The 13,334-nt window shown below is 70.2% G+C and carries 14 protein-coding genes; 7 read left to right on the top strand and 7 right to left on the bottom strand.

The features are described 5' to 3' along the window. The 5 genes from V4F39_RS24165 to V4F39_RS24185 form a co-directional block, all read left to right on the top strand. A partial coding sequence (locus V4F39_RS24165; protein WP_332289104.1) for an NAD(P)(+) transhydrogenase (Re/Si-specific) subunit beta occupies positions 1 to 97 on the top strand: 97 nt, incomplete at its 5' end. A gap of 96 nt (positions 98 to 193) precedes the next feature. Then, positions 194 to 1,897 carry a long-chain-fatty-acid--CoA ligase gene (locus V4F39_RS24170; protein ID WP_332292681.1) on the top strand — a complete coding sequence of 568 codons (1,704 nt, stop codon included), beginning with the start codon at positions 194 to 196 and terminating at the stop codon, positions 1,895 to 1,897. Next, positions 1,894 to 2,631, top strand: a complete 738-nt coding sequence (locus V4F39_RS24175; RefSeq protein WP_332292682.1) for a 5'-methylthioadenosine/adenosylhomocysteine nucleosidase — start codon at positions 1,894 to 1,896, stop codon at positions 2,629 to 2,631. The genes V4F39_RS24170 and V4F39_RS24175 overlap by 4 nt, the downstream gene beginning before the upstream one ends. A 26-nt stretch (positions 2,632 to 2,657) precedes the next feature. Further along, complete coding sequence (locus V4F39_RS24180; protein ID WP_332292683.1) at positions 2,658 to 3,413, top strand: 16S rRNA (uracil(1498)-N(3))-methyltransferase; 756 nt, start codon at positions 2,658 to 2,660, stop codon at positions 3,411 to 3,413. Positions 3,414 to 3,514: 101 nt separating this feature from the next. Then, positions 3,515 to 3,970, top strand: coding sequence for a YidB family protein (locus V4F39_RS24185; RefSeq protein WP_332292685.1), 456 nt, complete (start codon positions 3,515 to 3,517; stop codon positions 3,968 to 3,970). A 30-nt stretch (positions 3,971 to 4,000) separates the two neighbouring features. Here V4F39_RS24185 and V4F39_RS24190 read toward each other — a convergent pair whose 3' ends face one another. The 7 genes from V4F39_RS24190 to argS all read right to left on the bottom strand — a co-directional run bounded on the left by V4F39_RS24190 (position 4,001) and on the right by argS (position 11,385). Further along, positions 4,001 to 5,227 (bottom strand): THUMP domain-containing class I SAM-dependent RNA methyltransferase, encoded by a 1,227-nt coding sequence (locus tag V4F39_RS24190; RefSeq protein ID WP_332292686.1) that lies wholly within the window; start codon positions 5,225 to 5,227, stop codon positions 4,001 to 4,003. 5 nt (positions 5,228 to 5,232) lie between these two features. Next, positions 5,233 to 6,765 carry an RNA polymerase factor sigma-54 gene (locus V4F39_RS24195; RefSeq protein WP_332292687.1) on the bottom strand — a complete coding sequence of 511 codons (1,533 nt, stop codon included), beginning with the start codon at positions 6,763 to 6,765 and terminating at the stop codon, positions 5,233 to 5,235. Between the two features lie 26 nt (positions 6,766 to 6,791). Further along, entirely contained in the window at positions 6,792 to 7,574 is a 783-nt protein-coding gene (gene lptB, locus V4F39_RS24200; RefSeq protein WP_332292689.1) for an LPS export ABC transporter ATP-binding protein, read from the bottom strand. Next, positions 7,571 to 8,140, bottom strand: a complete 570-nt coding sequence (lptA, locus tag V4F39_RS24205; RefSeq protein ID WP_332292690.1) for a lipopolysaccharide transport periplasmic protein LptA — start codon at positions 8,138 to 8,140, stop codon at positions 7,571 to 7,573. Before lptA ends, lptB begins: the two co-directional genes overlap by 4 nt. A gap of 170 nt (positions 8,141 to 8,310) precedes the next feature. Next, a complete protein-coding gene (locus V4F39_RS24210) occupies positions 8,311 to 8,964 on the bottom strand; it encodes a thiol:disulfide interchange protein DsbA/DsbL (RefSeq protein WP_332292692.1) in 654 nt (217 codons plus the stop codon). A 73-nt stretch (positions 8,965 to 9,037) separates the two neighbouring features. Then, a complete protein-coding gene (locus tag V4F39_RS24215) occupies positions 9,038 to 9,670 on the bottom strand; it encodes an SPOR domain-containing protein (RefSeq protein WP_332292694.1) in 633 nt (210 codons plus the stop codon). After that, complete coding sequence (argS, locus tag V4F39_RS24220; RefSeq protein ID WP_332292695.1) at positions 9,667 to 11,385, bottom strand: arginine--tRNA ligase; 1,719 nt, start codon at positions 11,383 to 11,385, stop codon at positions 9,667 to 9,669. The genes V4F39_RS24215 and argS overlap by 4 nt, the downstream gene beginning before the upstream one ends. Before the next feature lie 87 nt (positions 11,386 to 11,472). Here argS and V4F39_RS24225 point away from each other — a divergent pair, with 87 nt between their 5' ends. Together V4F39_RS24225 and V4F39_RS24230 are read left to right on the top strand one after the other, a co-directional pair. Next, on the top strand, positions 11,473 to 12,846 hold the full coding sequence (locus V4F39_RS24225) for a serine/threonine-protein kinase (protein WP_332292696.1): 1,374 nt from the start codon (positions 11,473 to 11,475) through the stop codon (positions 12,844 to 12,846). A gap of 146 nt (positions 12,847 to 12,992) precedes the next feature. Beyond that, a complete protein-coding gene (locus tag V4F39_RS24230; RefSeq protein WP_332292698.1) occupies positions 12,993 to 13,328 on the top strand; it encodes a PsiF family protein in 336 nt (111 codons plus the stop codon). Positions 13,329 to 13,334: the final 6 nt, after the last annotated feature.

Here is a 13,334-nt window from a genome sequence, read left to right on the forward strand (position 1 = left end):
GGGCCTGGACAACGAGCTCTTCTACATGGACAAGACCATGATGGTCTTCGGCGATGCGAAGAAGGTCGTCGAGGAGATGGTGAAGGCCGTGGAGTAGTGCGCCGGCCGGCGGGTTGCATCGCTATCGAATCCCCTGATGCTGCGCGAAGAGGCGCTTTGTCAGAATCGCCCCTCGTTCTGGAGATTGCCCGCGATGGAGAAGACGTGGCTGAAGCAGTACCCCGCCGGAGTGCCTCCTGAGATCAAGAGCGACCTCTACCCCTCGCTGGTCGCGCTGCTCGAGGAGAGCTTCCGCAAGTACCGCGACCTTCCGGCCTATGTCTTCATGGGCCGCACCTACCGCTTCGGCCAGACCGACGACTGCTCCCGCGCCTTCGCGGCCTACCTGCAATCCCTGGGGCTGGAGCGCGGCGACCGCGTTGCCGTGATGATGCCCAACGTGCCGCAGTACCCGGTGGTCGTCGCGGGCATCCTGCGGGCGGGCTTTGTGCTCGTGAACGTCAACCCGCTGTACACGCCGCGCGAACTGGAGCACCAGCTCAAGGATGCCGGTGCCAAGGCGCTCGTGATCATCGAGAACTTCGCCCACGTGTTCCAGCAGGTGGCGCATGCGGTGCCGGTGCGCCATGTCGTCCTGGCGGCGATGGGCGACATGCTCGGCGTCGCCAAGGGGGCCATCGTCAACTACGTCGTGCGCCGGGTGAAGAAGCTGGTGCCGGCCTTCGAGCTGCCGGCGGCCGTGCGCTTCAACGACGCGCTGGCGATCGGGCGGCGCAAGCCCTACACCGCGCCTGCGCTCGGGCCGGACGACATCGCCGCGCTGCAGTACACGGGCGGCACGACGGGCGTGAGCAAGGGAGCGGTGCTGCTGCACCGCAATCTCGTCGCCAACGTGCTGCAGTGCGAGGCCTGGTACCAGCCGGCGCTGCGCAAGGTCGCGCCCGGCGAGCAGGTGGTCACCGTGTGCGCACTGCCGCTCTATCACATCTTCGGCTTCACGGCGAACATGATGCTGTCGATGCGCACCGGCGGCTGCAACATCCTCATTCCGAACCCGCGCGATCTGCCCGGGGTGCTCAAGGAGCTGAGCAAGCACCGGTTCCACAGTTTTCCCGCCGTCAACACGCTCTTCAACGCATTGGCCCGGCACCCGGATTTCGGCACGGTCGACTGGAGCCATCTGGTGATCTCGGTCGGCGGCGGCATGGCCGTGCAGAGCGCCACGGCCAAGCTCTGGCTCGAGAAGACCGGCTGCCCGATCGTCGAGGGCTACGGACTGTCGGAGACGTCGCCCACTGCGTCGTGCAACCCCGTCGACAGCACCCGGTTCAGCGGCACCATCGGGTTGCCGGTCCCGAGCACGGAGTTCATGCTGCTCGACGACGACGGCCGTGAGGTGCCCCCGGGCGCGGCGGGCGAGATCGCCATCCGTGGCCCGCAGGTCATGGCCGGCTATTGGCAGCGGCCCGACGAGACGGCCAAGGTCATGACGGCCGACGGCTTTTTCCGGACCGGCGACATCGGCGTGGTGGACGAGCGCGGTTATTTCAAGATCGTCGACCGCAAGAAGGACATGATCCTGGTCAGCGGCTTCAACGTGTACCCCAACGAGATCGAAGAGGTGCTCACGCAACTCGAGGGCGTGCTGGAGTGCGCCGCCGTCGGCGTGCCGGACGACAAGGCGGGCGAGGCAGTCAAGGTCGTCATCGTCAAGGGCAACCAGGCGCTGACCGAGCAGGACGTTCGTGCCTTTTGCGAGGCCAACCTGACCGGCTACAAGCGGCCCCGCCTCATCGAGTTCCGCACCGAGCTGCCGAAGACACCGATCGGCAAGGTGCTGCGCCGCGAGCTGCGCGACAAACGCATGGCCGAGCCGCCGGCCGTCGGCGCCGCGTGACGCGCATTGCCGTCGTCAGCGCGCTGCACGCGGAGTTGCGCGCGCTGTTGCCGCTGGTCGAAGACCGGCGTGTGGATGCCCGCGGCGGCCGCGACTTCCATCGCGGCCGGCTCGAAGGCCACGAGGTGCTGCTCGTGCTGAGCGGCATCGGCAAGGTGGCGGCGGCGGCGACCGCCGCCCTGGCGCTCGACGCCTTCAACGCACAGGCGCTGCTCTTCACCGGCGTCGCGGGAGGGCTCGCCGAAGGCGTGCAGGTCGGCGACGTGGTCGTTGGCCGTGAGCTGCTTCAGCACGACATGGACGCGTCGCCGCTGTTTCCCCGCTACGAGGTGCCGTTGACCGGCCGCTCGCGGTTCGCGGCGGACGCGGCGCTGTGCGCCTCGCTGGCCGCGGCCACCGACGTGGTGCTCGCGCAGCCGCATCCTGCATTGCAGCGCTTCGGCATCGAGGCGGTGCGGCGGCATGACGGGCTCGTGGTCAGCGGCGACCGGTTCGTCAGCACCGCGGCCGAGAGCGCGGCGCTGCGGGCCGCGCTGCCCGATGCGCTGGCCGTCGAGATGGAGGGCGCCGCGGTGGCGCAGGTGTGCGCCGATTTCGGCCGGCCGCTGGCGGTGCTGCGCACCGTGTCCGACCGGGCCGACGACAGCGCCCATGTCGACTTCGAGCGCTTCATCGCCGATGTGGCCGCGGAGTTCTCCCGCGACATCGTCCGTGCGGCGCTGGCGAGGCTGTAGCCGCGGCGAAGGCAAACTCCGGGGTTATGCCCCGAATCCACGTCGATGTCCCGCTGGCCGCAGGCCAGTCGCTGGCCCTGCCGCCCGGTGCGGCGCGCCATGTCCAGGTGCTGCGCCTGCAGCCCGGCGCCGAGCTCACGCTGTTCAACGGCCTGGGTGGCGAATGGACCGCGCGCATCGAGCGCATCGGCCGCAGCGATGTGCAGGTCGTCGCCGAGACGCATCACGCCGTGGAACGGGAGATCGGCCCTGCCGTCACGCTCGTGCTCGGCATGCCGGCCAACGACCGCATGGACACGTTGGTGGAGAAGGCCGTCGAGCTGGGCGCCTTTGCGATCCAGCCGCTGATGACCGAGCGTTCCGTGCTGCGGCTGGCCGGCGACCGGGCCGAGAAGAAGCGCGCGCATTGGCAGGCGATCGCGGTTGCCGCCTGCGAGCAGTGCGGCCGCAACCGGGTCCCGGCGGTGGCGCCGGTGGCCAGCCTGGCGGGCTGGTGGGCCTCGTCGCAGCCGGCAGCAGGTGAGGCGCGCTGGCTGCTCGGCTTTTGCAGCGATGCGCAGGCGGTGGCGCAGCGCCTGCGAGCCGGCAGCGTTCCGCCCCGGTTGATCCTGCTCAGCGGCCCCGAAGGGGGCCTCGCGCCGGCCGAGGTCGAGGCGGCACGGGCGGCCGGCTTCCTGCCCACCACGCTCGGTCCGGCGGTGCTGCGGGCCGACACCGCGCCGCTGGCGGCGTTGGCTGCGGTAGCGCTGCACCCGGGTGTGGCGCCGATGCTCGCCTCGTGAGCCTCTTCGTGCGGTAATGGCCAGCGGCCCGAGGGCGTGCTGGCGCCATGTCCGCACGCTTCCCACAATCCGCGCTCGTTTCCAATCTTGAGGAGAAGCACATGGGACTGCTGGACATCGCGATCGGCATGCTGGGCAACGGCGGTGGAGCGGACGGCGAGCGGGGGGGCCCGCTGGCAGGTGCAGGCGGCCAGGCCGACCTGCTGCGCATCGTGGCCCTGGTGTTGTCCCAGATGGGGCAGCAGGGCGGCCAGGGGCAGGGCGGCCTGGCCGGCCTGGTGGAACAGTTCACGCGGGGCGGCCTGGGGGACGTGGTGTCGTCCTGGGTCGGCACCGGCCAGAACCAGCCGGTGTCGGCGGATCAGCTCGGCCAGGTGTTCGGCGGCGACCTGCTGGGGCGCCTGACGCAGCAGACCGGGTTGTCGCAGGGTGACCTGCTGGGCCAGTTGGCGCAGGTGCTGCCGCAGGCAGTGGACAGCATGACGCCGCAGGGCCGGCTCCCGGCCGACGGGGGCCTCGGCGAGATCGGATCGATCCTGGAGCGGTTCAGCCGCTGAGCCGGCCGCGGCGCCCAGGACGGGCGCCGCTCAGCGCGCCGAGCCGGCCACCAGGTCGAACCGGAACAGCCGGCATTCGATCGGGCCGTTCCACATCGGCATGCGCCGGCTCTCCTTCAGCCGCATCAGCGAAGGCAGCTTCATGTCGGGGCTGAGCACCCACGCCGTCCAGCCGGGGTAGTGGCGCTTCCATTGCGAAGCCAGCTGGGCGAAGAAGTCGGCCGGCGTGCCGCCGCCTTCGAAGGCTTGCCCGCCCCGGCCGGCGCCTGCGCCCTCGGCGCGGCCGCCCTGGCCGCTGCCCTTGGCCTCGATGCGCTCGCCGTAGGGCGGATTCAGCATCAACACGCCGGCGGGCGCCGGGGCCGGCCGTTGCAGCGCATCGGCCGTCTTGAAGTCGATGGCGTGGCGCACGCCGGCGCGTTCGGCGTTGCGCGCGGCAAAGTCGGTCATGCGGAAGGACACATCGCCGGCGTGCACCATCACGGCCGGCGCATGGACGGCGGCCTGCGCCTCGCGCTGCATCTCCCGCCAGGCACCGAGGTGCGCCCGGAAGGGCAGCAGCCGCTCGAAGGCGAAGCGCCGCTGCGAGCCCGGCGCGATCCCGCAGGCGATCTGTGCCGCCTCGATCGCGATGGTGCCTGCCCCGCAGCACGGGTCGAACAGCGGCCCGTCCTCGGCACGGCCCTGCCAGCCCGCCGCGGCGAGCATGGCCGCCGCCAGCGTTTCCTTCAGGGGCGCTTCGCCCTTGGCTTCGCGCCAGCCACGCTTGAACAACGCCTCGCCGGAGGTGTCGACGTACAGGGTGGCGTGGGTGGGGGAAAGGTGCAACGCCAGCGGCAGGTCCGGGTGCCGCGTGTCGACGCTGGGCCGTTCGCCCGTGGCTTCGCGCAGCACGTCGCAGACGGCGTCCTTGATGCGCAGGTTCGCGAAATTCAGGCTGCGCAGCGGCGAACGCTGCGCGGTGCTGTCGACCCGCAGCGTCTGCCGCGGCGTGATCCAGTCCCCCCAGCGCACCTGGCGGCCGAGGTCGTACAGGTCGTGCTCGTCGCGGTAGGCGCCGTGGGCCAGCGGCCACAACACGCGCTGCGCCAGCCGGCTGCCGAGGTTCAGGCGCATCGCGGTGCGTTCGTCGCCGTGCACGGTCACGCCGCCGCGCGCGAGGTCGAGCCGAACGTCGCCCAGCAGCCGCCGGCACTCGTCGGCCAGCAGCTCCTCGACGCCGGCGGCACACGGCAGGAACAAGGCAGTGGAGGTCATCGGATTCACATCGCCTTGCGCAGGTTGGCGGGCGCGATCTTCAGCGCTTCGCGGTACTTGGCCACCGTGCGGCGCGCCACCTGGATGCCCTGCTCCTCCAGCATCTGGCTGAGCTGGCTGTCGGACAGCGGCTTGGCCGCGTCTTCCGCCGCGACGAGCTGCTTGATCAGCGCGCGCACCGCGGTGCTCGACGCATTGCCGCCGGCCTCGGTGTTCAGCGACGAGCCGAAGAAGTACTTCAACTCGAAGGTGCCGAACATCGTCGCCATGTACTTGGCCGTCGTCACCCGGGAGATGGTCGACTCGTGCAGGCCGAGCTCGTCGGCGATTTCGCGCAGCACCAGCGGCTTCATCGCGATCTCGCCGTGGGTGAAGAAGTTCTTCTGCCGCTCCACGATGGCGGTGGACACGCGCAGGATGGTGTCGAAGCGCTGCTGGATGTTCTTCATGAACCAGCGCGCTTCCTGCAGCCGCGCGCCAAGTGCGCCGTTGCCGTTGTGGCCCCGGTTGCCGCGGATCGCTTGTGCATACAAGTCGTTGATGCGCAGCTTGGGCATCACGTCGGGGTTGAGCACCACCTTCCAGCCGCGGCCCGACTTCTGCACGATCACGTCGGGCACGATGATGTTGGCCTCGGCGCGCGCAAAGGGGCGGCCGGGCTTGGGCTCGCACCGGCGGATCAAGTCCTGCGCGGCCTTCAGCAGCTCTTCGTCGGCGCCCGTCGCGGCGATCAGCTTCTTCAGGTCGCGGCGTGCCAGCAGTTCCAGATGCTGTCTGCACACGATGATGGCCACGGCCTGCGCTTCGCTGCGTGGCTGGGCCTTGAGCTGCAGCACCAGGCACTCGGGCAGGTCGCGCGCGCCCACGCCCAGCGGCTCCAGGCTCTGCAGCCACTTCAGCGCGCACTGCAGGCGTTCGAGCAGTTCCTCGCGCGCCTCGGGATCGGCATCGCCTGCCAGCTGCTCGGCGATGTCCTCCAGCGTGTCGGCCAGGTAGCCGTCCTCGTTCAGGGACTCGATCAGCACATGCAGCGCGGCGGCGTCGGCGGGCTCCAGCCGCATGCCCGCGAGCTGCGAGCGCAGGTGCTCCTGCAGCGAGATGCCGCCGCCGCCACGCTCCTGCGGCTCGAAATCGTCGTTGTCGTTGTTGCCGGTGCCCGACGAGGGCGTTTCGCGGATGCCGTCGAAGTCGTCGCGTTCGGTGCCGTTCTCCCAGTCCTCGCGCTCAGTGGTGCCGAATTCGGCGCCGTCCACCCCGGCGGCCTCGGCGCCTTCCGATTCGGTGCTGCCGCTGGACTCGGTACTCGCCGCGAAGTCGCCGTCGTCGCGTTCGGGCGAGCTCGCGGCGGGCCGTTCCATCGACTGCTCGAACGCCGGGACGTGCTCCTCCTCCGTCTCGAGGAAGGGGTTCTGCTCGAGCATCTGCTCGACTTCCTGGTGCAGCTCCAGCGTGGACAGCTGCAGCAGGCGGATGGACTGCTGCAGCTGCGGCGTCAGCGCCAGGTGCTGCGACAGTCGGATTTGCAACGAGGGTTTCATGACTTCAACCGGGTTGCATCAATCAATCACATGCGGAAGTGCTCGCCAAGGTAGACCTTGCGCACGTCCGTGTTGTCGACGATCTCGTGGGGCGTGCCTTCGGCCAGCACGCGGCCTTCGCTGATGATGTAGGCGCGGTCGCAGATGCCCAGCGTCTCGCGTACGTTGTGGTCGGTGATCAGCACGCCGATGCCACGGGCCTTGAGGAAACCGATGATTCGCTGGATCTCGATCACCGCGATCGGGTCGACCCCCGCGAACGGCTCGTCCAGCAGGATGAAGCGCGGTTGGGTGGCCAGCGCGCGCGCGATCTCCACGCGGCGCCTTTCGCCGCCCGACAGCGCCGGTGCCGGGCTGGCGCGCAGCTTCTCGATGCTCAGGTCGGCCAGCAGGCCGTCGAGCAGGCGGTTGATCTCCTTGCCGGGCAGCGGCTTGCCGTCGGGGCCCTGCTGCAGCTCGAGCACGGCCCGGATGTTCTCCTCGACCGTGAGCTTGCGAAAGATCGAGGCCTCCTGCGGCAGGTAGGACAGCCCCAGCCGAGAACGCTGGTGGATCGGCTTGTGCTGCACCTCGGCGCCGTCGATGCGGATCTCCCCGGCGTCGGCACGCACGAGGCCCACGACCATGTAGAAGGTGGTGGTCTTGCCGGCGCCGTTGGGTCCGAGCAGGCCGACGACCTCGCCGGCGCCCACGGCCAGGTGCACGTCCTTCACCACGGTGCGGGTGCCGTAGCGCTTCTGCAGCCGGGAGGCTTCGAGCCGGCTCGAAGCGGCCCGCGCCGCGTCGGTGGTGGACAGCGGTGCGGTCAACGCGGGGCCTCCGGCTCGGATGCCGCGGACTCGCGCGGCGTCAGGATCACGCGCACCCGGCCGTTCCCCGGGCCGCTGGCGCCGTCGGCCGGCGGGGTGGGGCTGGTGCTGCCGGCGACGCTGAAGACCTCGGTCGTGCTGTCGTAGGTGATGCGCTCGCCGGAGATCTCGTCGGCCGGCGTGCTGCCGCGCAGCCGCTTGACCGCGGCGCGGCCGAGGAAGCGCACGACATCGCCTCGGCCTTCGTACTCGATGCGGTCGGCAGTGCCCTGGATGTATTCGTCCAGGCCTTCGCGCTTCTGGCGGAAGCTGGCCTGCTGGCCGGCGCCGCCGATGGCAATCGCCGCGCGGAAGCCGTCGGCGCCTTCGCGGATCTCGGCGCGCTCGGCCCGGATGGTGATCGTGCCCTGGGTGATGACGACGTTGCCGTTGAACACCACGACCTGCTTCAGCATGTCGACGGTGCCCGGCTTGTCGGCGTCGATGGTGATCGGCTGGTTGCGGTCGGCCCGGGCGGCCCAGGCCGGCCCGGCGAGGAGACAGGCTGCCGCGACCAGCACGGCCATTCCCCTTCCCGCACAGCACGATCCGGATTTCAGCGACGGGAGGATGGAGAGGTGATTCATAAAGGCATGAAACTTGCATGGGCATTCTAGCCCCAGTTTCATGCCCCGGGCCTCCCACCGACTGTGGAGGCCTGCGCAAACCCCGCCGCCGATGGGCGGCGGCGTCGTGGTCAGGCCGGCTTGCGGGCGCGCTGGATCAGCGCATCAGCCACGGCCAGCGCCCGTTCGGGCGAACCGGCCATCGAGGGCGCCGTGTACCACCGGCCGGCCACGCCGATCGACGGTACACCGTCGATCTTGTAGGCCTCGGAAAGCTGCTTGCCCTGGCGGACCTTGGTGGCCACGCCGAACGACTTGAAGGCTTCGGCGAACTTCGCGCCGTCGACGCCGTTCTGCACCATGAAGTCGACGATGTCGGCCTCCTTGTCAAGCCGCTTGTGCTGCACGTGGATGGCGGCGAACACCTTGCGGTGCTGCGCCTCGACCTGGCCCAGCGCTTCGAGCGCATAGAAGACCTTGGCGTGCGTCTCGTGCATGGCGGCGAAGCTCACCGGCACGCGGCGGAAGGCGACGTCGGCCGGCAGCTTGCGCGCCCAGGCGTCGAGGGCGGGCTCGAACGCATTGCAATGCGGGCAGCCGTACCAGAAGAACTCGACCACCTCGATCTTGCCGTTGCTGCTCGTGGGCGCCGGCGACGACAGGCGCACGAAGTCCTTGCCCTCCACCGGCTGCGCACCCTGGGCCTGCGCTGCGGTGCCGATCAGCCCGAGCCCGAGGCCCAGGCCGGTGCCCGCGGCGCGGGCGGTGAAGTCACGACGGTTCATGCAAATCCTCTTGAGATCGGTTCAGACGCCGATGGACCGGCGCCCGTATCGAAAGTTTCGCTTGGCGGGCGTTTCAGCGCTCCACCCTCACCAGCGCCGCCTCGACGCCCGAGCCTTGCAGCCGCTGCTGCGCGGATTCAGCGTCGTCGCGGTGCTCGTAGGGCCCCAGGCGGACACGGTACACGGTACGGCCGGACTGCTCGCGCTCGGTGACGCGGGCCGCCAGGCCCTGCATGGCGAGCCTGGCGCGCTGTTGCTCGGCATCCTCCGGCCGGGCGAACGCACCCGCCTGCACGAAGTAGGTGAACGCGTCGGGGCCGGTTCTGGCGGACCGAGCAGCGGCCGGCGGTGCCGCCGGCGCGGCGTCCTGGCCCGACAGGATGGCCGCCGGATCGCGCGTCGATGCCGCGGCCGCGGGGGCCTCGGGCGTCGGCGCGGGCACCGCGGGCTGGGCCGGATAGACGGGCGTCTGCACCGTGCCGGAGGCGGCGCGCTGTGTCGGCCGGCCCGACAGCGGGGCGTTCGGATCCCAGTTCTTGTTCTTCTCCGCCTCGGCCGCGTCCTGGTCGGCGGAGCGCTGCGGCACCTTGTTGACGAAGGGGACCGGCACCTTGGTGACGTAGAGCGCCACGCCCAGCGCCAGCGCCAGGCCCAGCAGCAGGCCGACGATAAGGCCCATCACGAAGCCCCCACGTTGCGACTTCATGCGGATTCCTTCAGGGGCTCCTCGGCCCGGTTCATGCTCTCGGGGGCGCTCACGCCCAGCAGGGCCAGCGCGTTGCGCAGCACCTGGCGCGTGGCATCCAGCAGCGCCAGGCGGGCACGCGACAGTTCGGCGTCGTCGACCAGGAAGCGCTCGGCCGCGTAGTAGCTGTGGAAGGCGGCCGCCACATCGCGCAGGTAGAACGCCACGTCGTGCGGCGCCAGGCTGGCCGCGGCCCGCTGCAGCATGGCCGGGTAGTCGGCCAGCTTCAGCATCAGCGACAGTTCGGTCGGCGCAACAAGGCGCGACAGGTCGGCCTGCGCCAGTTCGCCGGCGCCCGCCTTGGCCAGCACCGAGCAGATGCGCGCATGCGCGTACTGCACGTAGAACACCGGGTTCTCGTCGTTCTGCTTCAGCGCGAGGTCGATGTCGAAGGTGAACTCGGTGTCGGCCTTGCGGCTGATCAGGAAGAAGCGCACCGCGTCGCGGCTGGTCCAGTCGATCAGGTCGCGCAGCGTCACGTAGCTGCCGGCGCGCTTGCTGATCTTCACTTCGGCGCCGTCGCGCACCACGCGCACCATCGTGTTCAGCACGTAGTCGGGGTAGCCGGGCGGGATGCCGGCGTTGGCCGCCTGCAGGCCGGCGCGCACCCGGGCGATCGTGCCGTGGTGGTCGGTGCCCTGGCAGTTGATGACCTTCTCGAAGCCGCGCTCCCACTTGGCGATGTGGTACGCCACGTCCGGCAGGAAGTACGTGAACGTGCCGTCGGACTTGCGCATCACGCGGTCCTTGTCGTCGCCGTAGTCCGTGCTCTTCAGCCACAGAGCGCCGTCCAGCTCGTAGGTCTTGCCGGCGGCGACGAGCCGCTCGACCGTCTGCGCGACGCGGCCGGAGGTGTAGAGGCTGCTTTCCAGGTAGTAGCTGTCGAACTGGACGCCGAAGGCCTGCAGGTCCAGGTCCTGCTCGTGGCGCAGGTACGCCACCGCGAACTGGCGGATGCCGTCGAGGTCGTCCGGGTCGCCGGAGGCGGTGAACTCGCGGTCGTCGGCCTTGACGGTCTTCTTCGCGAGGAAATCGGCGGCGATGTCGGCGATGTAGTCGCCGTTGTAGGCACTCTCGGGCCAGCCGGCGTCGCCGGGCTTCAGGCCCTGGATGCGCGCCTGCGTGGAGGCGGCCAGTGTGGCGATCTGCACGCCGGCGTCGTTGTAGTAGAACTCGCGGGTGACGTCGAAGCCCTGCGTCTCGAACAGGTGCGACAGGCTGTCGCCCAGCGCGCCCTGGCGGGCATGGCCGACGTGCAGGGGGCCGGTCGGGTTGGCCGAGACGAACTCCACCATCAGCTTGTGGCCATGGGCCGGCTGGCGGCCGAAGCCGTCGCCGGCGGCCCGCACCTCGGCGACGACGGCCTGCTTGGCGGCGTCCTTCAAGCGCAGGTTGATGAAGCCGGGGCCGGCGATCTCCAGCGCCGACACCCAGCGTTCGACGGCCGGCTGGCGCTTCAGCGCCTCGACGAGCGCCTGGGCCAGTTCACGGGGGTTCTTCTTCAGCCCGCGCGCGAGCTGCATCGCCGCGGTGACCGCGAGGTCGCCGTGCGAGGCCTGCTTGGGCGACTCGAATTCGAGGGCATCGGGGGAGGGGAGCGACGGGCCGGGTTCGGGGGCCAGTTCCGCGACCGCTGCGCGCAAGGCGGAGAGCAAGTCCTGCTTGGCTTGGATCATGGGCGGATTCTAAGTTGGGGTGCCCCCGCCTCGCGCCGCGCACGGCCGGCTCAAGCGGCGCCGCCCAATGGCCGAAGATAGACGGTGATGTCCGCCGCCGACCGTACGACTCCCCTGCCCGTCGCGCCGGCCGCCGCGGCGGATCCGTCGTTGCCGGCGGCCATCGGCAAGTACCGGGTGCTGCGCCGCCTCGGCGAAGGCGCGACCAGCGAGGTTTTCCTCGCGCGCGACGAGTTCCACCAGCGCGACGTCGCGCTCAAGCGCGTGCGCCTGCCGGAGCACGACGGCGGCATCGAGCCGCGCTACTTCGAGAAATTCTTCGCCGCGGAGGCGGCGCTCGTCGGCCGGCTCCAGCATCCGAACGTGGTGCAGATCTTCGATGCCGTCGAAGACCCGGCCGCGCCCTACCTGGTGATGGAGCACGTCCGCGGCTTCACGCTGCGGCGTTTCTGCCGGGCCGACCAGCTGCTGTCGCTGGAGCAGATCGTCGAGATCGGCTTCAAGTGCGCGATGGCGCTCGGCTACGTCTACCGGCAGGGGCTGATCCACCGCGACGTCAAGCCGGCCAACCTGCTGGCGGTGGTCGAGGGCGACCAGGTCATCGACGTGAAGGTGACGGACTTCGGCAGCGTGCTCAACCTGCGCTCCGACCGCACGCAGATCTTCCGCGTCGGCTCGCTCGCCTACATGTCGCCGGAGCAGCTCGACGGCAGCACGCTCGACTGCCGGGCCGACATCTACTCGCTCGGCGCGGTGCTCTACCACCTGATCGCCGGCCGCCCGCCGTTCGACGCCGACACGCAGCCGGCGCTCATGAACCAGATCTACACGCAGGAGCCGCCGCCGCTGACGGCGCTGCGCGACGGCGTGCCGCCCCGCCTCGACGCGCTGGTGCGCGGCGCGCTCGCCAAGACACCGGACGGCCGGCCGGCCGACTGGGAAGCCTTCGCGCAAGGCCTGTCGGCGCTGGTGGCCAACCGCGAGGTGCCACGCGGCAAGCTCCAGGGCGTACTCGATTCGGAACGCTTCACGCTGCTGCGGCAGCTGGAGTTCTTTGCCGGCTTCGGCGACGTCGAGCTGTGGGAAGTGGTGCACCGCGCGAAGTGGCAGCGCTTCAAGTATGGCCACGCGCTGTACAAGCGCGGCGAGGAAGGCAACACCTTCCACATCGTCGCGCAGGGCGGTGTCGACGTGTACCGCGATGGCGAGCGTGTCGCCTCGCTGGGGGCGGGCACGTCGGTGGGCGAAATGGCCTATTTGGCGCCGAACCCCGAGCTGCGCCTGCACAGTGCCGACGTGCTCGTCACCCTGCCGACCACCACGGTCTCCTTCACGCCCGAGACGCTGGAGCAGTTGTCCGTCGGCACCCGGCACCTGTTCGACAAGGCGTTCATCCGGGTCCTGGTGCGCCGCCTGCACGCCGCGCACGAGCGGCTGGCGCATCCCCGCCGAATTCTGTAGCCCGACGGCAGGCGGGTTGCGCTGGCGCCGGAGCGCCAATGCGGTGCACCATGGCGCTTGTACAGCCGTTGTAGGCGTGCCGGCGACGTGCCGGGGCCGCGCGGCCGTCGCGGCCATCCCACCCCGTTCGAGAAAAAGGAGAGTTCATGAAGCACCTGATGAGCGCCGTGGCGCTGAGCCTGGCCGCCCTGTCGACCGCCGCCGTGGCGGCCGACGAGAAGCCGGCCCCGGACGCCCCCGCCGGCATCTCGGCCGCCCAGGCGAAGCAGGGCGAGAAGCTCGGCGCCTGCAGCAAGGAGGCCTCCGCGAAGGGCCTGAAGGGTGAAGAGCGCAACAAGTACCTGTCGGCCTGCGCAAAAGGGGACGACAAGAAGGTCACCCAGGGCCAGAAGCTCGGCGCCTGCAGCAAGGAAGCCGCGGCCAAGGGCCTGAAGGGCGAGGAGCGCAACAAGTACCTGTCGGCCTGCGCCAAGGGCGCCTGACGGGCC

This window comes from Aquincola agrisoli, assembly GCF_036621135.1.
GTDB classification, from domain to species: domain Bacteria; phylum Pseudomonadota; class Gammaproteobacteria; order Burkholderiales; family Burkholderiaceae_C; genus Aquincola; species Aquincola agrisoli.